The following is a 19,523-nucleotide window of genomic DNA, read 5'->3' as shown; positions in this document are numbered from 1 at the left end:
TTTTACGGCACAATTGCGCGTCGCTAATAGCCGGTAACCCAAGGTAATTGTTGGATGGCGAAAGAAGAGCAAATCGAACTTGAAGGTGTCATCGTTGATACTCTGCCTAACACGATGTTTCGTGTGAAGCTGGACAACGGTCATGTAATTACGGCCCATATCTCCGGGAAGATGCGTAAGTTTTATATCCGCATCCTCACAGGGGATCGTGTAAAAGTGGAAATGTCTCCCTATGACCTCACCAAGGGACGCATCACTTTCCGGATGAAATAGTCTGGAACGGCTTCGGCCGATACACCAACAAAAAAACCCGGTATAGCCGGGTTTTTTTGTTGGTGTTTGATAATAAAGAGCAACAGGGCGCGCACTCTAACAAAGAAAACGCCCTGCTCCCTCCTATTTAAGCAGGTTCGGCCGTGGTCGCTTCCACAGAAAGCACCAGGTCCCCGTCTTTCTCAGTGACATTGACCTGCCCACCGGCACCGGCCAATTCACCGAACAGCAGTTTCTCTGCCAACGGTTTCTTGATTTTTTCCTGTAACAAACGCGCCATGGGGCGTGCCCCCATATCTTTGTCGTAACCCTTTTCAGCTAACCAGGTGCGGGCTGCATCATCCACATTCAATACCACTGCGCGCTCATCCAGCTGGGCCTGTAATTCCACCAGGAACTTATCGACCACACCCAAGATAACCGTGCTGGTCAACGGCAAGAACTGAATGGTGCCATCAAGACGATTGCGGAACTCCGGTGTGAAAACCTTCTTGAGCATTTCCATGCCATCGGTGCTGTTGTCCTGCTCAGTAAAGCCGATAGAGCGCTTGTTGAGCACCTCCGCGCCCGCATTGGTGGTCATAATCAAGATCACGTTACGGAAGTCCGCCTTACGGCCGTTATTGTCGGTCAGCGTGGCATTGTCCATCACCTGCAGCAGGATATTGAACACTTCCGGGTGGGCTTTCTCGATTTCATCCAATAGCAACACACAGTGTGGCGTTTTGGTGATCGCCTCGGTCAGCAAACCGCCCTGATCAAAGCCCACGTAGCCGGGAGGCGCGCCAATCAGGCGGCTCACCGTATGGCGTTCCATATATTCGGACATATCAAAGCGTACCAGCTCCACACCCAAGGCACGGGCCAGTTGCCGGCTTACTTCCGTTTTACCCACCCCTGTGGGACCGGCAAACATGAAGCTACCGATAGGTTTATGTTCACCCTTCAAGCCAGCGCGGGACAGTTTGATGGCTGCCGAAATGGTATCAATGGCCTCATCCTGACCAAAGACGGTCATCTTCAGGTCACGCTCCAGATTGCGCAGCAACTCCTTGTCGGATGACGACACTTGCTTGGGAGGAATACGGGCAATTTTAGCCACCATATCTTCCACATCGGTTTCTTCGATAGTGTGTTTGCGCACGTCCTGTGGGCGCAGCCTCTGCCAAGCGCCCACTTCATCGATCACGTCGATGGCCTTATCCGGCAAATAGCGATCATTGATATAACGGGCGCTCAGCTCCGCCGCCGCTTTCAAGGCTCCGTCCGTGTAGCTGACATCATGATGGGCTTCAAAACGGCTCTTCAGCCCTTTTAGGATGCCAACCGTGTCTTCAACAGACGGCTCAACCACATCAATCTTCTGGAAACGACGAGACAGCGCCCGATCCTTCTCGAATACACCGCGGTATTCCTGGAAGGTGGTTGAACCCATGCATTTCAGTTCACCGGAGGCTAACAGCGGCTTCAATAGGTTGGAGGCATCCATGACCCCACCGGAGGCGGCACCGGCACCAATAATGGTGTGAATCTCATCGATAAACAGGATCGAATTAGGCTCTTTCTTCAGCTCGCCCAACAGGGTTTTCAAGCGTTTTTCGAAATCCCCACGGTACTTGGTGCCAGCCAGCAGAGCTCCCAGATCCAGCGAGTAGACGACTGCATCCAGCAGCGGCTCAGGCACCTGCTCTTCCACGATCATCCGCGCCAGGCCTTCCGCGATGGCGGTTTTGCCCACCCCGGGCTCGCCTACCAGCAAGGGGTTATTCTTGCGGCGACGACAAAGAATCTGCGCCGCTCGCTCAATCTCAAACGCGCGGCCCACCAGCGGGTCAATGCGGTCCTCTCGGGCCAGCTCATTCAAATTGGTGGCGTAGTTATCCAGCGCTCTGGCCGAAGCCGCACTTTCTTGGCCAGCCTCCATTTCCTTTTCGGTTTCAACAGAGGGATCCGCATCTTCAATCTGGGAAATGCCATGGGCGATAAAATTGACGATATCCAAGCGGTGAATATCTTGGCAATTGAGGAAATAGACGGCTTGGCTTTCCTGTTCATTGAAGATTGCCACCAGCACATTGGCGCCGGTCACTTCTTTCTTGCCTGACGACTGCACACTGAATACCGCACGCTGCAGGACCCGCTGAAAACCAAGCGTGGGCTGGGTGTCGCGCTCAGGATCGGTATCCGGCAGTAACGGTGTGGAGTCTTCGATAAATTGGGATAACGCATCACGCAATTCATCCAGGTCTGCGGCGCAGGCGCGCAAGACCTCGACGGCCGCCTCGTTATCCAGCAGCGCCAGCAGCAAATGCTCCACTGTCATAAATTCATGACGATGGCCACGTGCGTGACGAAACGCCTCGTTAAGCGTCATTTCCAGTTCTTTGCTGAGCATAAGGCTACCTCACTGCAGGGCCCGCAAGGAGAGTGTCAGGCCTGTTCCACCTGACACATCAACGGATGCTGATTCTCCCGGGCGTATTCCACCACTTGCGTGGCTTTTGTTTCGGCGATGTCTTGCGGGTAAACCCCGCACACCGCTTTTCCTTCAGTGTGAACCGTGAGCATGACACGGGTGGCCTGCTCACGGTCCAAATTGAAGAAGTCTTCTAGTATCTCTACCACAAAATCCATTGGCGTGTAGTCATCATTGAGCATCAACACCTTGTACATGGACGGTGGCTTTAGCTTTGGCTTAGCCTCCTCGACGGCAAGGTCACCGTGCCGATCCGGGTCTGAGGAGGAATCTGCCGGCCCGCCACGCAGCGAGCCTGTTTCGTCAATCATTACCGGATGCCAATTCATAAAGCCTCAAAACGGTTGTAACCCTGCTGGCGTCAGCAGGCAATGAAGAAATGATGGGTGGTCGGTGTTTTTTCAATCCCCTGAGGTAAATCAATTTACCGGGATCATTTCACAGGGTTGACACCCCGCTGTGCATGTTTAAAAGTTGCACAATGCACTTAGGTAGAGTTTACCGCAGCAAACCGCCTGAGGATAAAAATAAACATATTCGCCATTGGATAGGCAGAGGGAAGGACCATGGCAACGGGACGAGTAAAGTGGTTTAACAACGCCAAGGGCTACGGCTTTGTACGCCCAGATGAAGGGGGCGAAGACCTGTTCGTCCACTATTCCTACATTCAGATGGATGGCTACAAGAGCCTGAAAGCCGGGCAACCAGTGGAATATGATGTACAGCCCGCCAACAAAGGCTACCACGCGATTAACTTGCGCACCGACGAAGAGGCCAGCAATGAGGAAGGGGCCACTGAAGATCAGACGACGCCTTCCTGACGCTGCGCTGCAGGCTGGGTGAATTCGTATTAATGCATATGGGCGCCTCAGGCGCCCATATGTTCAATCACCGCATCCCCAAACTCTGAACACCGTAACAATGTTGCATCCGGCATCAACCGCTCAAAGTCATAGGTTACTGTCTTGGCGGCAATTGCCCCTTCCACACCATTAATAATTAGGTCAGCTGCATCATTCCAGCCCATGTGACGCAACATCATTTCCGCAGATAGAATGAGCGAGCCCGGGTTCACCTTATCTTGACCCGTGTATTTGGGCGCGGTGCCATGAGTGGCCTCGAACAGGGACACGGAGCCACCGATGTTGGCACCCGGCGCAATACCGATTCCACCGACTTCCGCCGCCAGAGCATCAGAAATGTAATCGCCGTTCAGGTTCAGCGTTGCGATTACGCTGTAATCCGCCGGGCGCATCAATATCTGTTGCAGGAAGGCATCTGCAATTACATCTTTAATGATGATTTCCTTGCCAGTACGCGGATTCTTCATGGTCATCCAGGGGCCACCGTCAAGCAATTGCGCGCCAAACCGTTCACCGGCAAGCTGGTAGCCCCAATCCTTAAAGGCCCCCTCCGTATACTTCATGATGTTGCCTTTGTGCACCAAGGTGACGGAATCTTTATCATTATCAATAGCGTACTGAATCGCCTTGCGCACCAAGCGCTGGGTCCCCTCGCGGGATACTGGCTTGATACCAATACCGCAGCCTTCCGGAAAACGGATTTGGGTAACGCCCATCTCTTCGCGTAAAAAACGGATTAATTTAGTCGCTTCCGGGCTATCCGCTGCCCATTCAATCCCTGCGTAGATATCTTCAGAGTTCTCACGGAAGATAATCATGTCAGTGAGCTCGGGGTGGGTCACCGGGCTAGGAACGCCTTCAAAATAGCGCACCGGGCGCATACAAGTGTAAAGATCCAACTCCTGACGCAGGGATACATTGAGAGAGCGAATGCCGCCGCCCACTGGGGTGGTCAACGGCCCTTTGATTCCCACAGCGAACTCTCTAAGAGCTTCCAGCGTTTCTTCGGGTAGCCAAACATCTGGCCCGTATACCACCGTGGCTTTTTCCCCGGCATAAACTTCCATCCACGTAATGCCACGCTTTGTCCCGTAAGCTTTTTCAATTGCGGCGTTAACCACCTTGATCATTACGGGTGAAATATCAACACCAATACCATCACCTTCGATATAAGGAATGATCGGATGATTGGGAACATTCAGGGACAGGTCCGCGTTAACCGTGATTTTGTCACCGTCTGCCGGAACCGTAATCTTTTGGTATCCCATCTATACTTCTCCCTCTGCATAAAACGAAATAAGGCGCTTCTTTCGAGTATCTCATTGCCCCAAAGGATGAAGGCAGACGCCAATAGACACAACCGCGCTGCGCCTCATGCCCGTCGTCAACATGGGTCGACGGCATAAAATCCAGCCAAGCCATATTCTAGCCAGTCTTGTGGGCCATAGGGCAAAGGGTGAGTGAGAGACGTTGAGAAGTAATGATAGGATCGGTAGCAAGACACCAGATAATAAAGGCTATTAATAGCGCCTCTGGCACCGTAGACACAGCAATTGAACCGTAGCGCCAGATTCATCCCCAGGCTGTCGGCTTACTCTGCATTACCACCGGGCCACAAGCCGACCTGTTTGATCCAGGCCGACCTGTCTTGCTTTACCTTACAGCTTTTCGAGAATCTGGTTAAAGGTCCCGCTGGGACGCATGGCTTGCGAGGCTTTATTGAAATCAGGGTTATAGTACCCGCCGATATCAATAGGAGAACCTTGTACTGCTACCATTTCTTTAACGATTTTCTCTTCGTTCTGGCTAAGGGAAGAGGCGATTTCTGTGAATTTTTCTTTCAACTCAGCATCATCGTCTTGAGCCGCTAAGGCCTGAGCCCAGTACATGGCCACATAAAAATGACTTACCCGATTATCCGGCTGGCCAACTTTACGTGAGGGTGACTTGTTCTGCTCAAGATACTGCTCATTAGCTTTATCCAGAGCCGCAGCAATCACCTTGGCTTTTTTGTTGCCATATTTTTCGCCGAGCTCTTGAATAGATACCGACAGGGCAAGAAATTCACCCAGTGAATCCCAACGCAGGTGATTTTCTTCCAAGAATTGCTGTACATGCTTGGGAGCGGAACCGCCGGCTCCGGTTTCATAGAGGCCGCCCCCCGCCATTAACGGCACAATGGACAACATCTTGGCACTGGTCCCCAGCTCCAGAATGGGGAACAAGTCCGTCAAATAGTCACGTAGCACGTTACCTGTTACTGAAATGGTATCCTTGCCACGGATCATTCGCTCCATGGTATAGCGGATAGCCTGTACCGGAGACATGATCCGGATATCAAGACCCTCGGTATCGTGGTCTTTCAGGTATTCCTTAACCTTCAGAATCAGCTGTGCATCATGGGCCCGTTCTTTATCCAACCAGAAAATGGCCGGGGTATTGCTCAGCCGTGCACGTACCACCGCTAGCTTGACCCAGTCCCGAATTGGCAGGTCTTTTGCCTGGCACATACGCCAGATATCACCCTGTTCCACTTTATGGGTTAGCAACACCTCACCGTCCTCTCGAACGATACGCATGGAGCCGTCTGCGGTGGCTTCGAACGTTTTATCGTGAGAGCCGTACTCTTCTGCTTTCTGCGCCATCAAACCAACATTAGGCACGGAGCCACAGGTAACCGGATCAAAGGCGCCGTGGGTTTTGCAGAAATTAATTACTTCTTGATAAATAGTCGCGTAGGTACTTTCAGGGATCACCGCTTTGGTATCTTTCAGCTTGCCATCAGCACCGTACATTTTGCCGCCCTGGCGAATCATCGCCGGCATAGAGGCATCCACAATAACGTCTGAAGGAACGTGAAGATTAGAAATACCTCGGTCTGAATCAACCATGGCCAACTCCGGACGGTGCAAATAGCAGGCCCGAATTGTGGATTCAATTTCCAAACGCTGGGAAATCGGCAACTCTTCAATTTTCTGATAGATGTTGCTCAGGCCATTATTAGGGTTGGCGCCGATTTTCTCGAGAATCTCACCGTGTTTCTCGAACAACTCCCGGTAGAAACAACGCACAGCATGACCAAACACGATAGGGTGTGACACCTTCATCATGGTCGCTTTCACGTGCAGGGAAAACAACATCCCCGTGTTCTTCGCGTCTTCGATTTGCTCGTCAAAAAAAGCACAGAGTGCTTTTTTGCTCATATACATGGCATCAATGACTTCGCCATCGAGGAGCGCCAAATCCGGCTTCTTCACGGTGATATTACCGTTTGAATCCTCAAATTCAATGCGTACCTTGCAGGCCTTGTCGATAGTGCACGAGGTCTCATGGGAAAAGAAATCGCCCCCGCGCATATGTGCAACATGGGTGCGTGAAGCAGGACTCCAATACCCCATGCTATGCGGGTTCTTTCGAGCGTAATTTTTTACCGCAATCGGCGCGCGACGGTCAGAATTGCCTTCACGAAGTACAGGGTTTACTGCGGAACCCAGAATTTTGGTGTACCTAGCCTGAATATCTTTCTCTTTCTCATTTTGAGGCTCATCAGGATATTCCGGCACCGCGTAGCCATGCTCGTTCAATTCAGCGATAGCTTCTCTAAGCTGTGGAATGGAGGCGCTGATATTTGGCAGCTTGATAATGTTGGCCTCAGGATCCTGGGTCAGGTCACTCAGTTCAGATAGTGTATCCTTTACCTTCTGCTGTTCTGACAAATATTCAGGGAAACTGGCTAAAATGCGCGTTGCGAGGGAGATATCACTGCTTTCTACTTCAATACCAGCGATAGAAGTGAATTTCTCGATAATGGGCAAAAAGGAATAGGTCGCCAGCGCTGGCGCCTCATCGGTCATGGTATAAATAATTTTAGGCGTGGTCATAGATTTACAAGGTCCCAATTGTATTGGTAGAGCTTTCCGCCTGATTTCAGTCGGCTTTTGACCGTCAGATCAGCGGGCAGGAAACAACAGTGTTCCCTCCGAATAAAACTGTATTTTGCATAGGCTGGCGAGTATAGCACTGACCGTTTAGCCTTGTTAGGACAAGCGGCAGTAACTATGCCTGTAACAACTTCTGTTTAGGTCATTGACGCTCACAGCCTATGGCACAATTGATATTACTTAACAAACCCTTCCGGGTCCTGTCACAGTTCAGCGACGATCAAGGCCGCCGAACGTTGCGCGAGTTTGTCTGCGTACCGGGAGTGTATCCGGCCGGCCGACTGGACTGGGATTCTGAAGGCCTGTTGTTGCTGACCGATGACGGTGCGCTTCAGGCACGCATCAGTGATCCACGGTTCAAGCTTCCCAAAACCTATTTGGTTCAGGTGGAGGGCCAGCCCGGGCCACAGGAACTGCAAAAACTACGCCAAGGCATTCGTCTCAAGGATGGGCCTACCCGGCCAGCCAAGGTTAGCTTAATCGATGATCCCTGCTTGTGGCCGCGCACGCCTCCTGTCCGGTCGCGTAAAACAGTACCGGATAGCTGGCTCAGTCTCACTATAGACGAAGGTCGCAATCGTCAGGTGCGGCGAATGACCGCAGCCATCGGCCACCCCACCCTTCGCTTGATTCGCTGGCAAATCGGTGATTGGTCTCTTGCCGATTTGGCGCCAGGGGAGTCCCGTTCTATGATGGTTCACGCCCCAAAGCCCGCTACAGCCAAGCATCGGCGGCCTCGGCATCGCTCTGGCGGGCCTGGACCCAAACCCAATGGCCGTTAATAAGTTCTTTCTTCCAGAATGGCGCCCGGGTTTTTAGCAGGTCCATGATAAAGGCGCAGGCTGCAAACGCATCCTGGCGATGGGAGGCGCTGACCGCTACCTGCACAATGTCTTCAGCCACCGCCATGGTGCCAATTCTGTGCACCACCCAAACACCATTGAGTTGCCATTTGTCTGCCGCACGCTCAACAATGGTGCGCAACACCGTTTCTGTCATGCCTGGATAATGCTCTAAGTGAAGCGCTTCCACTCTGCCCTGCTCATCGCGCACCTGTCCGTTGAATTGCACCACGGCGCCGCTAAGGCCTTGATCGCGCAACCAGTCTGTCGGTGCCGCCGGCTCAAGTGCCGCGCCGGTTACTGCCACCCAAACCTTCACCCTCCGGTCACCGGAGGAAACAGGGCCACTACATCGCCATCACGGATGGCTGTCTGTTCTTGGCTCAGCACCTCATTCACCGCCACCATGTAATGGGGTGTAGCCTCCAGCGCCCGGGCTACCGCCGGATTGTCTTCTTCCAGCCACGCCACCAGCGCCGTCACCGTGTCGGTGCCTTGCGGCGCAGTGACCGTCAGGCTGTCACAGCCGACCCGCTCACGCAGAGCGGCAAAGAAACGAATTTCAATCATTTTATCTTTCCCTCCGGAACGTCCCGCTACGACCACCGGATTTTTCCAGCAGGCACACAGATTCAATCACCATGCAGCGATCCACCGCCTTACACATGTCATACAGCGTGAGGCAAGCAACGGACGCAGCCGTTAGCGCCTCCATTTCCACGCCGGTAGTACCTTTAAGCTTACAGGTCGCCTGTACACACAGCGCATCGTCGGCCTCTGGCTCAATGGTGACCGTGATCCCAGTCAGTAACAGCGGGTGGCACAGTGGAATCAAGTCCCAGGTTTTTTTGGCTGCCTGAATGCCCGCAATCCGTGCGGTAGCAAGCACATCACCCTTGGGGTGCTCGCCAGCCAAGATCATTTGCAGGGTGCTCGGCTGCATCCGCACCCGCGCTTGCGCGGTGGCCGCACGCTGGGTGATATCCTTATCGGTCACATCGACCATCTGGGCCCGACCACTGTCGTCCAGGTGGGTAAATCGTTGTTCAGTCATGCTCAGAGGTGTCTCCGCCCTGTTGTCTGTGGCGCCGCTGCGCTACCATTCTCGCCTTTCCAGAATTGAATGAAGTACCGTCATCAGCCCGCCTGGGCCGTCGGCGCTTCCCCGGTAGGATACGCTATGAACAGCTTTGAGCCGCACATTACTGTGGCCTGCGTAGTCGAACAAGATGGCCGCTTCCTGTTTGTCCGTGAAATGAGCAAGGGCGAGGAAGTACTGAACCAGCCCGCTGGTCATGTGGAATTCGGTGAGAACCTAATGCAAGCCGCATACCGTGAGACGCTGGAAGAAAGCGCGTGGCAGGTAGAAATCACCGACCTGCTCGGCTGGTATATCTTTCAGCCGCACAAGGGAGCCGGCGTGTATTACCGCACCTGCTTCGTGGCACGTCCAATCAGCCACGACCCGAAACAGAAACTCGATACCGGTATTCTGGAAGCCGAGTGGTTGAGCCCGGATGAGTTCCGTGCTCGCCGCCACCAACATCGCAGTGCGCTGGTGGAAAAATGCCTGGATGATTACCTGTCCGGCCGCCGATTGCCCCTGGACAGCATTTATCAGCACCCCTGGCCTCTGCAGAGAGGATGATTCGCCATGACTAAGGCTCCCCAAGACACCCGTGTCATCGTCGGTATGTCCGGCGGTGTGGATTCCTCCGTAGCCGCCGCCCGCCTGATCGATGCGGGTTATCAGGTGGAAGGTCTGTTCATGAAGAACTGGAATGAGGACGACGGCACCGATTACTGCACCGCACGCGAAGACCTACTCGACGCCATGCAAGTGGCAGGCGTACTGGGTATCGAGCTGCATACTGCCAACTTCGCAGAGCAATACTGGGATCGAGTGTTCGCTCACTTTCTGGCCGAATATAAGGCTGGGCGCACGCCTAATCCGGATATCCTCTGCAACAAGGAAATTAAGTTTCAAGCGTTTCTGGATCACGCTATCACCTTAGGCGCCGATTACATTGCCACCGGCCATTACTCACAGGTAAGCCATACTGGCAAAGCAAAACTGCTGCGCGCCGTAGACACCAACAAGGATCAGACTTACTTCCTGCATGCCGTGGATTATCAGAAATTTGACCGCACCCTGTTCCCGCTAGGCGACCTGGAAAAACCTGAAGTACGGCGAATCGCAGAGCAAAAAGGCTTTGATAATCACAAAAAGAAAGACTCCACCGGCATCTGCTTTATCGGTGAGCGCCGATTCAAGGATTTCCTGGAGCAGTATCTACCCGCCCAGCCAGGCTCCATTGAAGACGATCATGGCAACGTGATTGGTCAGCATGACGGCCTGATGTATTACACGCTGGGCCAGCGTCAGGGGCTCGGCATCGGTGGGCTGGCCAGCGCCAGTGAAGCCCCTTGGTATGTGGCCAAGAAAGACCTGGAACGTAACGTATTGATCGCTGTACAAGGTACCGACCACCCTCTGCTTTACAGCCGCGTACTCAACAGTGCGCCAATGCAGTGGGTCGCACTGGAAGCGCCGGCCTTGCCGGCCCGGCTCACCGCCAAAACCCGCTACCGCCAGCCCGATCAGGGCTGCACCGTTAGCGATGCCGGCGAAGGCCGCGTAACCGTGACATTCGATGAACCACAACGCGCCGTCACGCCTGGGCAATCCGTGGTGTTCTACGATGGCCCAGTCTGTTTGGGCGGCGCGGTGATTGAGGAAACGGCATGAGCGAACGTTTTTCGCCAGAACAACAGCAGCTGCTGGCCCTGGCCGCCGTGTTCGAAGCAGCCCAACTTGCCGATGATGTGGCCCAGCGTGGTGATTGTGACTCACAGGCCTTTGAAGCGCTAATTGCTGGCGTCATGGAGCTGGATGCGGATAACTTCGATGGCGTTTACAGCCAGCCAGGCCTGCTTCGTGAAGGCGTTAGCTTGCTTAGCCGGAGCCTGAGTAAGGATTCTCGTGGCGCCAATCTGCGGCCGCTCAACTATGGCCTTGCTCTGCTGCACCTGGCAGGCAAATTGCGCAACAATGAAGACACCGTAAGCATCCTGCGTAATCGATTACTGGCGTTGAGTGGTCAACAGGCCCACTTTGATCGATTTTCAGATGATGCCTTTTGCCACAGAATTGCCGGTATTTATCTAGATACCTTAGGTACTTTCCGGTTTCGCATTCAGGTAAAGGGCGAGCCGGCCCACCTGCAAGACGACAACAAGGCCGCACGCATCCGCGCGCTGTTTCTGGCCGGAGTGCGTGCCGCCTTCCTCTGGCACCAGCTGGGCGGGCGACGCTGGCACTTACTGTTTCAAAGAAAGCGCCTTATTAGCGTCATTGAATCAATTGATATCAATGGCTTGCGATAATATTTTAAAGTAAATAATAGCAACATTGTCGGCTCATCGTCGTAACGGCGCAGTTTGCGCAATTTTGCTGTATGATTGCGCCGCCTTTGGATTCTACGTGTACGTACCTATTTCGACGAAAATCGGGAGCCTGACATGTCCAGCCTTACCTCTTTGACTGCCATTTCACCGGTAGACGGTCGTTACGCCAGCAAAGTCGATGCACTGCGCAATACCACCAGTGAATACGGCCTGATTCGCTTCCGCGTCCATGTGGAAGTCAGCTGGCTGGAACAGCTGGCCCACGATAAGAACATCCCTGAAGTTCCCCTGATGAGCGGCCAAGCGGCCTGGAACCTGCGTGGTATCACTCGAGATTTCGAGCCTCAACATGCCGAGCGCATCAAGGCCATCGAAGCCACCACCAACCATGATGTGAAAGCGGTAGAGTACTTCATCAAAGAAAAGATGGCCGAGCACGATGAGCTGGCCAATATGAGTGAATTCGTGCACTTCGCCTGCACCAGTGAAGACATCAACAACCTGTCTTATTCCCTGATGCTGCGCGAAGCCCGTGAAATCCTGTTGCCGAAAATGGATCAAGTGATTAGCGCTATCCGCAAACAGGCCCACGCCCAAGCAGATCAGCCGATGCTATCTCGCACCCATGGCCAGTCAGCTTCCCCTACCACCGTAGGCAAGGAAATGGCTAACGTGGTTGCCCGGCTGCAACGCCAGCGTGACCAATTTGCTGGCGTCGAATTGCTCGGCAAGATCAACGGCGCCGTGGGCAACTATAATGCTCACCTGTCCGCCTACCCAGACGTGGACTGGGAGGCTTTTGCACGTCGCTTTGTGGAAGCCCTGGGGCTTACTTTCAATCCCTTTACCACCCAGATCGAACCCCACGACTGCGTTGCCGAATTTTTCCACGCCCTGATGCGTTTCAATACCATTCTGCTGGACTTCGACCGTGATGTGTGGGGCTACATTTCCTTAGGCTACTTCAAGCAACGCACAGTGGAAGGTGAAGTCGGCTCCTCCACCATGCCGCATAAGGTTAACCCTATCGACTTCGAGAACTCCGAGGGCAACCTGGGCTTAGCCAACGCCATCATGGACCATTTAGCCGCCAAATTGCCCATGTCCCGCTGGCAGCGCGACCTGACCGACTCCACCGTACTGCGTAACGTTGGCGTAGGCTTGGCGCACAGTGTGATTGCCTATGAGGCAAGCCTAAAAGGGATTGGCAAACTGGAGGTTAACCCGGCTCGCCTGGACGAGGATCTAGACGCTGCCTGGGAGGTTCTAGCAGAGCCTATCCAGACCGTTATGCGTCGTTACGGCATCGAGAAGCCCTACGAAAAACTCAAGGCGCTAACCCGCGGCAAGGATGGCATCAACCAAGAGACGCTGACAGCCTTCATTAATGAGCTGGCCATTCCCGACGAGGCCAAGGAGCTGTTGCTAGCCATGACCCCGGCCACCTATGTGGGCAATGCTGCCCAGCAAGCGCGTAGCATCTAATGCCGGCCACAGCGCAACTGCCCTCCTTTACGCTGCCGCTTACCCCGGCAGCGTTTTTGCGTGAGCACTGGCAGAAACGTCCTTTATTCATGCCCGGTGCTGCCAGCGGCCTGGATCAGCCGGATGCAAACACCTTGGCCGGACTTGCCTTGGAAGAGTCAGTCGAAGCCCGGGTCATAACTGGTGCAGGCAACGGCCCTTGGTCGGTACTGCAAAGCCCCCTCGACGACAATGTTTTCGAGGCCCTCGGTGAGAAAAATTGGACACTGCTCGTTCAGTCTGTGGATCACTTTCTCACTGAAACCTCGCTGCTACTGGACGATTTCGCGTTTCTGCCAAACTGGCGGGTGGAAGACATCATGATTAGCTACGCGGCCAAAGGCGGCAGCGTTGGCCCGCATTTTGATCGTTATGATGTTTTCCTGATCCAGGCAAGCGGCAGTCGTCGCTGGCAGATCGGCGACGTGTGCGACGAAAGCAGCCCTCGCCAGGCTACCGACGAGCTGAAATTGCTGGCGCAAATGCCCGTTCGTGAAGAGTTTATTGCGCAACCCGGCGATGTGCTTTACCTGCCACCCGGGGTGGCCCATCACGGGGTCGCCGAAGACAGCGACTGCATTACATGGTCGGTGGGCTTTCGCGCTCCGGATTACCAAATGCTGATGGCAGAGATCGCCGGTGAATGCCTAGCCGAATCCGACAGCAAACTCTTTACTGACCCGGACCGAGGAATCACTACTGATCCCTCAATCTTGGCCGACACAGATCGGCAGCAGCTGGTGCGTGGAGCTTTGGACCTTCTGCACCCCGAGGCTATCGAGCGAGCCATTTATCGTTGGCTCTCCACCCCTCGATTAGAGGGCCTTGAATTTGCGGTAGATGAACACCATATCCGCGAACGCGATAGTGACGTATCTTTGGTGCGCCACGGCAGTGTGCGCCTGCTCATGCAGGGCAAACTTGCTTGGCTAAACGGAGAGGCTCATACACTAACAGAACAACAACAACCGCTGGTGCAGCTACTGGCCAGTAAAAGACGCTACCAGAAACGCGAGTTGGACGCCGTTATGACGCCCACCGCGAGAGAACTGCTTCATGAATGGATTGAACAGGGCTACTTTTCCCCACTATAACGAGACCCCTATGGCTATCAGCATTATCGAAACCCGTTGGGACAAACACGAAGCCGCGCTGCGTGGTCTCCGCCAAGCCGTATTTATCAAGGAACAACACGTACCGGAAGAACTGGAATGGGATGGCGAAGACGCCGCCGCCATTCACTTTCTGGCCTTGGACGCCGAGCAACAGCCTGTGGGCTGTATTCGCTTGCTGCCCACCGGGCAGATCAGCCGTTTGTGCGTACTCTCCGAGCAGCGCAACTACGGTGTTGGCAGTTCACTGCTGGTCGCTGCAGAAGAAACGGCACGAGCCAACGGCATGAAAGAAATCTTTCTACACGCCCAAACCCACGCCACCAGCTTTTACGAAGCGGCTGGCTTTTCGGTGTCTGGAGGCATTTTCATGGATGCCAACATTCCCCACCGGCAAATGTTCAAACCCCTGCTCTAAGCCATGCACTTGGTCATCGGTGACGACGACACCCTGCACCACCCTGCCCGCAGTAACGCCAGCTTGGCGCTGGCCTCACTGATCAGCGCCAGCCGTCATCGTCTCTGGCTTCGAGTGCCGACACTGGATGGACTCACTGGCAATGCAGCTGTGTGCGATGCCGTCAAGGTTCTGGCCTTGAGCAATGCCCGGGCGGATATCCGTATTCTTTTCGACAGCATAGAAAATGCCGTACCTAACGGCCACCGCTTGGTTCACCTGTCCCGCCGCTTACCTTCGCGCATCACCCTGCGGCAAACCCAGCCTGACGATAATGATGCCCAGCAATGCTTTGCCATCGGCGATAACAGCAGCCTGTTCGAAGCCAGTGGCTGGCCTCGCCCCGCTCGACTGGACCTGTGTGGCCATCGGCTACCGCAAGCGCCGCGCTTGGCGCAACAGTTCCTTGAGCATTGGGCGCGCGGTAGGGCATCAACCGAGTTGCGCAAACTGCGACTTTGAATCTGAGGTCGAATTACGGCTACGGCTACGGCTAATAGCGCAAGGGCCTATTGGCAAAACCACTTTAGGTCGAATGAGCCACCCAGCGGCATAACCCGGCCATATTTCATTGCCTTGCAAGGCTTGCGATCAGCTGCCATACGGTTTGCCCGCTGGCTTGATACTTTTCTTCGAAATCCGTGGCCGCCGGCGCCTCTGTCGTCAGCGGACTCAATACCGCCTCAATGCCGCTTATGGCCAGTGCCGCCTGCACTTCCTGAAGATAAAGCGGCCAGTTACTACGCAGCTCCAACTCTCCCCCTAGAGCCAGCACGGTTGGCCACACCGGGTGGCCGTGCCAGCGCCGCTTCAGGTGTGCACTTTTCGGCCACGGGTTCGGATAGAGAATCTGATGTCGGTCAAGCAACCAGCCCTGCTGTTGCATTAGTCGCCACAGCCCGGTGCAATCGGCACGGACTAACAACAGATTTTTCGGGGGCTGCAGCCAGCGACGACCACCGCGCTCCAAACGGTTAGCGGACTGGTCTACCGCGATCACTAGCGCCTCGGGGTTCGCCTGCGCCAATAGCACTGACGAGCGCCCGGTTCCACAACCCGAGTCCACCATCAGCGGACGCTCCAAACCGTTTTCATTGCGCCATGTGACAACCTGCTCGAACGACGCGTGGTCATGGTCTGCAATGGGCGCTCGCCAAACCGAGGCCAGATGCCGGCGCACCACTTTCTCCAGATCCTCGTGAATGCCCGTCTGATTCGAGCTAACCGCACGGCTATTGGCAAACATGGCGTTTCTAACCATCAAAGCGACTTGGGGGAGGCACATTGTAGGGATAAGAGCCGTCAGTGCCAGCCCTTGGTGGAATTTGCGCAGTAAGTGACAAGCGGTGCCTAGCGGCGCTACTGTTACTGTAAAAGCAGCACGACCAACCTTGAAACCCCGAAGGACGCCATGCGCCTGTGCCTCAGCCTGCTCGTCATCATGCTCACCTTTCCCGTCCCGTGCACCGCTGAAGGCATGACCATCCATGTGCTGGAGCGCCCTGACGCACCGGCCCTGGTGCCGGTGATTGAACCACTACTACCGGTCGGCGGCAGCGTACGGGCCTACCGGGGCAAACTGATTGTGCGTACCAGTGAGGCCAACATGCAGGAACTGCAAAGCGTACTGGGCAGGCTGGAGACTGCCCCGTCAACGCTGATCGTGCATCTGCGTCGCCAGCATAGCGCTGCCCGCCAACAAGCCCGCATTGATACTGACGTACGGGGCCGCATCGAATCGGGCCAAGCGCCGATTATCAAGGGCGAGGTGCGCATCGACCAGCAGAACCAGCAACAACAACGTGAAGATCACTACCAAATCCGCACTCTCAATGGTTACCCCGCCTACATCAGCCAAGGCTCGCTTGTGGCGCTCAGCGGCAGTTATTACGGACCCCAGCTTGTGCAGCTCGATCAGGGCATTCAGGTACTACCCCAGTTGGGCACGGACAGCAGCGTGGTCCTGCAAATCAGCCAGCGCTTTGACCAGCCCACTCGTCACAACACCGCGCGCACCCAACACAGCGCCACGACCCTGCGGGTTACCCTCGGGCGTTGGCAGCCCATGGGGAGCATTAATATGACTCAAAGCGGAACCGACCAGAGCATTGGAAGCTATCAGGGTCGGCAGCAAAGCCTGACCTTGCCGTTAGAGGTGATGGTGGAGAAAGAGTAGTCGCACGCTGCAAGGACATGGATAAGGGGACGGATTTTAGTTGGCCGCTTGCTGATTTTTAATTTTCAGCACCAGCCGCCGGCACGGCAATCATCATCTGGCTTGAGGCTTACACACAAAAAAGCCCCGACTCGCGGGGCTTTTTTGTGTGCTGAAAGCGTTACTTCGCTTTCAGTTCACGGCGACGACGGTGCAGAACCGGTTCGGTGTAGCCGCTTGGTTGAGCGCAGCCTTCAAATACCAACTCACAGGCTGCCTGGAAGGCAACGGAGCCGTCGAAGTCCTTGGCCATGGGCACATAGTCGGGATCATTGGCATTCTGACGATCTACCACTTCCGCCATCCGCTTCATGGTTTCCAGTACCTGTTCTTTACTGCAGATACCGTGGTGCAGCCAGTTAGCGACATGCTGGCTGGAAATCCGCAGGGTTGCACGGTCTTCCATGAGGCCCACATCATTGATGTCGGGTACCTTGGAGCAGCCCACACCGCTATCGATCCAGCGAACCACGTAGCCGAGCATGCCTTGCGCGTTGTTATCCAGCTCCTGCTGGATTTCTTCAGCGCTCAGCTCACGGGTCAGTAGTGGAATGGTGAGGATGTCGTCCAGAGAAGCGCGGGCACGGCCGGCCAGCTTTTCCTGAACCTCGGCCACGTTGATCTCATGGTAGTGGGTTACGTGCAGGGTGGCGGCAGTGGGTGACGGCACCCAGGCACAGTTGGCGCCCGCTTTCGGGTGACCCGCCTTGTTGGCCATCATCTGTGCCATTTCATCGGGCATGGCCCACATGCCTTTACCGATCTGGGCGTGACCTTTCAGGCCGCATTCCAGGCCAATGTCCACGTTCCAGTCTTCGTAGGCGCTAATCCACGGCAGGGTTTTCATCTCACCTTTAGGTGCCATGGGGCCCGCTTCCATGGAGGTGTGCATTTCGTCACCGGTGCGATCGAGGAAGCCTGTGTTGATGAAGATAACGCGATCCTTGGCCTGACGGATACACTCCTTCAGGTTCACAGTAGTGCGGCGCTCTTCGTCCATAATGCCAATTTTCAATGTGTTAGCGGCCAAACCTAATGCTTTTTCTATGCGCTCAAATAGCTCAACCGCAAAGGCCACTTCTTCCGGGCCGTGCATTTTCGGCTTCACAATGTAGACCGAACCGGTGCGGCTGTTACTCAGCTTGTTGATTTTCTTCAGGTCGTGCATGGCGGCCAGTACAGTGACCATGCCATCCATAATCCCTTCAGGCGTTTCTTCACCGTTGTGCAGAATGGCCGGGTTGGTCATCAGGTGACCCACGTTACGCACCAGCAGCAACGAACGACCGTGCAGGGTCAGGGAGGAACCGTCCAGCGCGGTGTACTCACGATCCGCATTCATGGAACGGGTCATCGTCTTGCCGCCTTTCTGGAAGCTCTCTTCCAAATCGCCTTTCATCAGGCCAGCCCAGTTGCGGTAAACCTCAACTTTGTCTTCCGCATCCACAGCGGCGACAGAGTCTTCGCAATCCTGGATGGTGGTGATGGCAGACTCTAGCAGCACATCTTTCATGTTGGCCGCGTCGTCAGCACCAATCGGGTGGCTGGCGTCGAACTGAATTTCCGCATGCAGATTGTTGTGCTTCACCAGCACCCCGGTGGGGGCTGCGGCATCGCCCAGGAAACCCTGAAGCTGAGATGCGTCTTTAAGGCCGGTCTTCTCTTCGCCCAGAGACACAACCAGCTTGCCGTCTTCAATGGCGTAGCCAGTGCTGTCTTTGTGGGAGCCACTGGCCAGCGGGAAGTAATTATCCAAAAAGTCACGGGCCCAGGCAATCACCTTGGCGCCGCGCTTCGGGTTGTAAGCGCCACCTTTCTCGGCCCCCCCCTCGTCGGAAATCACATCGGTGCCGTACAGGGCATCGTATAAGCTACCCCACCGAGCATTCGCCGCATTCAAGGCAAAGCGTGCATTCTTCACCGGCACAACCAGCTGCGGGCCAGCAATGGTGGCAATTTCCGCATCCACGTTTTCGGTGGTGATGTTAAAGTCTTCGCCCTCGGGTAGCAGGTAACCAATTTCGGTTAGAAACTGCTTGTACTCAGCCATGTCGATGGCCTGCCCCACGCGGGCCTTGTGCCAAGCGTCGATCTGCTTCTGCAGGTCGTCACGTTTGGCCAGTAGCGCTTTGTTTTTGGGGGCTAGGTCATTAAGAATGCTTTCCAGCTCGGCCCAGAAGTGCTCCGGGTCGACGCCGGTACCCGGCGCAATCTCATTGACTACCAGATCATGGAGTTCGGCGGCGATTTCAAGGCCACCCTTCTGAATACGATCGGTCATGGTGCTCCTACCCTTCTGGTCGAGAGAATCTTGATTAATCGGGACGTTCAGAGAGAATCCGGCAACAGGTCTACGTCAGCGCGCTACCGTGTGGATCATCGCGAAAGCCCGGGGGAACGGTTCAAGGCGCA

General features: G+C 54.9%; 20 protein-coding genes. 11 read left to right on the top strand and 9 right to left on the bottom strand.

The window, feature by feature from the left end; all coding sequences use genetic code 11:
* Nucleotides 1-54: 54 nt before the first annotated feature.
* Nucleotides 55-273 carry a translation initiation factor IF-1 gene (gene infA, locus ABO_RS06645; protein WP_007149029.1) on the top strand — a complete coding sequence of 73 codons (219 nt, stop codon included), beginning with the start codon at nt 55-57 and terminating at the stop codon, nt 271-273.
* A 127-nt stretch (nt 274-400) separates the two neighbouring features.
* On the opposite strand, the gene clpA is transcribed toward infA, so the two are convergent.
* Both clpA and clpS read right to left on the bottom strand, forming a co-directional pair.
* Entirely contained in the window at nt 401-2,668 is a 2,268-nt protein-coding gene (gene clpA / locus ABO_RS06640; protein ID WP_011588568.1) for an ATP-dependent Clp protease ATP-binding subunit ClpA, read from the bottom strand.
* A 35-nt stretch (nt 2,669-2,703) separates the two neighbouring features.
* Complete coding sequence (clpS, locus tag ABO_RS06635) at nt 2,704-3,060, bottom strand: ATP-dependent Clp protease adapter ClpS (protein WP_101234987.1); 357 nt, start codon at nt 3,058-3,060, stop codon at nt 2,704-2,706.
* 255 nt (nt 3,061-3,315) lie between these two features.
* Here clpS and ABO_RS06630 point away from each other — a divergent pair, with 255 nt between their 5' ends.
* Nucleotides 3,316-3,570 (top strand): cold-shock protein, encoded by a 255-nt coding sequence (locus tag ABO_RS06630; protein ID WP_011588566.1) that lies wholly within the window; start codon nt 3,316-3,318, stop codon nt 3,568-3,570.
* Between the two features lie 47 nt (nt 3,571-3,617).
* Here the strand turns inward: ABO_RS06630 and icd are convergent, their stop codons facing one another.
* Nucleotides 3,618-4,880 (bottom strand): NADP-dependent isocitrate dehydrogenase, encoded by a 1,263-nt coding sequence (gene icd, locus ABO_RS06625; protein WP_011588565.1) that lies wholly within the window; start codon nt 4,878-4,880, stop codon nt 3,618-3,620.
* 390 nt (nt 4,881-5,270) lie between these two features.
* Nucleotides 5,271-7,493: an NADP-dependent isocitrate dehydrogenase gene (locus ABO_RS06620; RefSeq protein ID WP_011588564.1), complete on the bottom strand. Its 2,223-nt coding sequence runs from the start codon at nt 7,491-7,493 to the stop codon at nt 5,271-5,273.
* 221 nt (nt 7,494-7,714) lie between these two features.
* Here ABO_RS06620 and ABO_RS14225 point away from each other — a divergent pair, with 221 nt between their 5' ends.
* Entirely contained in the window at nt 7,715-8,335 is a 621-nt protein-coding gene (locus ABO_RS14225) for a pseudouridine synthase (protein WP_011588563.1), read from the top strand.
* On the opposite strand, the gene ABO_RS06610 is transcribed toward ABO_RS14225, so the two are convergent.
* From ABO_RS06610 to moaC, 3 genes are read right to left on the bottom strand one after another with little or no spacing between them, the layout of a single operon-like run.
* Complete coding sequence (locus ABO_RS06610) at nt 8,268-8,714, bottom strand: molybdenum cofactor biosynthesis protein MoaE (RefSeq protein WP_101234981.1); 447 nt, start codon at nt 8,712-8,714, stop codon at nt 8,268-8,270. The two genes, ABO_RS14225 and ABO_RS06610, sit on opposite strands and share 68 nt — an antisense overlap.
* A complete protein-coding gene (gene moaD / locus ABO_RS06605; RefSeq protein WP_011588561.1) occupies nt 8,711-8,965 on the bottom strand; it encodes a molybdopterin converting factor subunit 1 in 255 nt (84 codons plus the stop codon). Before moaD ends, ABO_RS06610 begins: the two co-directional genes overlap by 4 nt.
* Nucleotide 8,966: 1 nt before the next feature.
* On the bottom strand, nt 8,967-9,449 hold the full coding sequence (gene moaC / locus ABO_RS06600) for a cyclic pyranopterin monophosphate synthase MoaC (RefSeq protein WP_011588560.1): 483 nt from the start codon (nt 9,447-9,449) through the stop codon (nt 8,967-8,969).
* Nucleotides 9,450-9,575: 126 nt separating this feature from the next.
* On the opposite strand from moaC, the gene ABO_RS06595 reads away from it, so the two are divergent.
* The 7 genes from ABO_RS06595 (at nt 9,576) to ABO_RS06565 (ending at nt 15,358) form a co-directional block, all read left to right on the top strand.
* Complete coding sequence (locus ABO_RS06595; protein ID WP_011588559.1) at nt 9,576-10,043, top strand: NUDIX hydrolase; 468 nt, start codon at nt 9,576-9,578, stop codon at nt 10,041-10,043.
* Between the two features lie 6 nt (nt 10,044-10,049).
* Nucleotides 10,050-11,144 carry a tRNA 2-thiouridine(34) synthase MnmA gene (mnmA, locus tag ABO_RS06590; RefSeq protein WP_011588558.1) on the top strand — a complete coding sequence of 365 codons (1,095 nt, stop codon included), beginning with the start codon at nt 10,050-10,052 and terminating at the stop codon, nt 11,142-11,144.
* On the top strand, nt 11,141-11,782 hold the full coding sequence (hflD, locus tag ABO_RS06585) for a high frequency lysogenization protein HflD (protein WP_011588557.1): 642 nt from the start codon (nt 11,141-11,143) through the stop codon (nt 11,780-11,782). Before mnmA ends, hflD begins: the two co-directional genes overlap by 4 nt.
* Before the next feature lie 135 nt (nt 11,783-11,917).
* Complete coding sequence (gene purB / locus ABO_RS06580) at nt 11,918-13,288, top strand: adenylosuccinate lyase (protein WP_011588556.1); 1,371 nt, start codon at nt 11,918-11,920, stop codon at nt 13,286-13,288.
* The gene (locus ABO_RS06575; protein WP_011588555.1) at nt 13,288-14,421 is read left to right on the top strand and encodes a JmjC domain-containing protein; all 1,134 of its coding nucleotides are present in this window, start codon (nt 13,288-13,290) and stop codon (nt 14,419-14,421) included. Before purB ends, ABO_RS06575 begins: the two co-directional genes overlap by 1 nt.
* 10 nt (nt 14,422-14,431) lie before the next feature.
* Complete coding sequence (locus ABO_RS06570) at nt 14,432-14,857, top strand: GNAT family N-acetyltransferase (RefSeq protein WP_035458240.1); 426 nt, start codon at nt 14,432-14,434, stop codon at nt 14,855-14,857.
* Between the two features lie 3 nt (nt 14,858-14,860).
* Nucleotides 14,861-15,358, top strand: coding sequence for a hypothetical protein (locus ABO_RS06565; RefSeq protein WP_011588553.1), 498 nt, complete (start codon nt 14,861-14,863; stop codon nt 15,356-15,358).
* A 106-nt stretch (nt 15,359-15,464) separates the two neighbouring features.
* On the opposite strand, the gene ABO_RS06560 is transcribed toward ABO_RS06565, so the two are convergent.
* Entirely contained in the window at nt 15,465-16,142 is a 678-nt protein-coding gene (locus ABO_RS06560; RefSeq protein WP_035458242.1) for a tRNA (guanine(46)-N(7))-methyltransferase TrmB, read from the bottom strand.
* A 165-nt stretch (nt 16,143-16,307) separates the two neighbouring features.
* On the opposite strand from ABO_RS06560, the gene ABO_RS06555 reads away from it, so the two are divergent.
* On the top strand, nt 16,308-17,072 hold the full coding sequence (locus tag ABO_RS06555) for a hypothetical protein (protein WP_011588551.1): 765 nt from the start codon (nt 16,308-16,310) through the stop codon (nt 17,070-17,072).
* 160 nt (nt 17,073-17,232) lie between these two features.
* Here ABO_RS06555 and ABO_RS06550 read toward each other — a convergent pair whose 3' ends face one another.
* Complete coding sequence (locus ABO_RS06550; RefSeq protein ID WP_011588550.1) at nt 17,233-19,392, bottom strand: malate synthase G; 2,160 nt, start codon at nt 19,390-19,392, stop codon at nt 17,233-17,235.
* Nucleotides 19,393-19,523: the final 131 nt, after the last annotated feature.

Origin of the sequence: Alcanivorax borkumensis SK2 (assembly GCF_000009365.1) — a bacterium.
GTDB lineage: Bacteria > Pseudomonadota > Gammaproteobacteria > Pseudomonadales > Alcanivoracaceae > Alcanivorax > Alcanivorax borkumensis.
Note: the sequence above shows the minus strand (reverse complement) of the source record. Positions and strands in the feature narration are given on the sequence as shown.

What these genes read in the sequence shown, in the direction of transcription:
- ABO_RS06560 (WP_035458242.1), bottom strand. Translation starts at nt 16,142, where the DNA reads ATGTTTGCCAATAGCCGTGCGGTTAGCTCGAATCAGACGGGCATTCAC.
- ABO_RS06595 (WP_011588559.1), top strand. Translation starts at nt 9,576, where the DNA reads ATGAACAGCTTTGAGCCGCACATTACTGTGGCCTGCGTAGTCGAACAA.
- ABO_RS06570 (WP_035458240.1), top strand. Translation starts at nt 14,432, where the DNA reads ATGGCTATCAGCATTATCGAAACCCGTTGGGACAAACACGAAGCCGCG.
- ABO_RS06620 (WP_011588564.1), bottom strand. Translation starts at nt 7,493, where the DNA reads ATGACCACGCCTAAAATTATTTATACCATGACCGATGAGGCGCCAGCG.
- moaD (WP_011588561.1), bottom strand. Translation starts at nt 8,965, where the DNA reads ATGATTGAAATTCGTTTCTTTGCCGCTCTGCGTGAGCGGGTCGGCTGT.
- icd (WP_011588565.1), bottom strand. Translation starts at nt 4,880, where the DNA reads ATGGGATACCAAAAGATTACGGTTCCGGCAGACGGTGACAAAATCACG.
- ABO_RS06550 (WP_011588550.1), bottom strand. Translation starts at nt 19,392, where the DNA reads ATGACCGATCGTATTCAGAAGGGTGGCCTTGAAATCGCCGCCGAACTC.
- ABO_RS06565 (WP_011588553.1), top strand. Translation starts at nt 14,861, where the DNA reads ATGCACTTGGTCATCGGTGACGACGACACCCTGCACCACCCTGCCCGC.
- ABO_RS06630 (WP_011588566.1), top strand. Translation starts at nt 3,316, where the DNA reads ATGGCAACGGGACGAGTAAAGTGGTTTAACAACGCCAAGGGCTACGGC.
- clpA (WP_011588568.1), bottom strand. Translation starts at nt 2,668, where the DNA reads ATGCTCAGCAAAGAACTGGAAATGACGCTTAACGAGGCGTTTCGTCAC.
- moaC (WP_011588560.1), bottom strand. Translation starts at nt 9,449, where the DNA reads ATGACTGAACAACGATTTACCCACCTGGACGACAGTGGTCGGGCCCAG.
- purB (WP_011588556.1), top strand. Translation starts at nt 11,918, where the DNA reads ATGTCCAGCCTTACCTCTTTGACTGCCATTTCACCGGTAGACGGTCGT.
- hflD (WP_011588557.1), top strand. Translation starts at nt 11,141, where the DNA reads ATGAGCGAACGTTTTTCGCCAGAACAACAGCAGCTGCTGGCCCTGGCC.
- ABO_RS06555 (WP_011588551.1), top strand. Translation starts at nt 16,308, where the DNA reads ATGCGCCTGTGCCTCAGCCTGCTCGTCATCATGCTCACCTTTCCCGTC.
- ABO_RS14225 (WP_011588563.1), top strand. Translation starts at nt 7,715, where the DNA reads ATGGCACAATTGATATTACTTAACAAACCCTTCCGGGTCCTGTCACAG.
- mnmA (WP_011588558.1), top strand. Translation starts at nt 10,050, where the DNA reads ATGACTAAGGCTCCCCAAGACACCCGTGTCATCGTCGGTATGTCCGGC.
- ABO_RS06575 (WP_011588555.1), top strand. Translation starts at nt 13,288, where the DNA reads ATGCCGGCCACAGCGCAACTGCCCTCCTTTACGCTGCCGCTTACCCCG.
- infA (WP_007149029.1), top strand. Translation starts at nt 55, where the DNA reads ATGGCGAAAGAAGAGCAAATCGAACTTGAAGGTGTCATCGTTGATACT.
- clpS (WP_101234987.1), bottom strand. Translation starts at nt 3,060, where the DNA reads ATGATTGACGAAACAGGCTCGCTGCGTGGCGGGCCGGCAGATTCCTCC.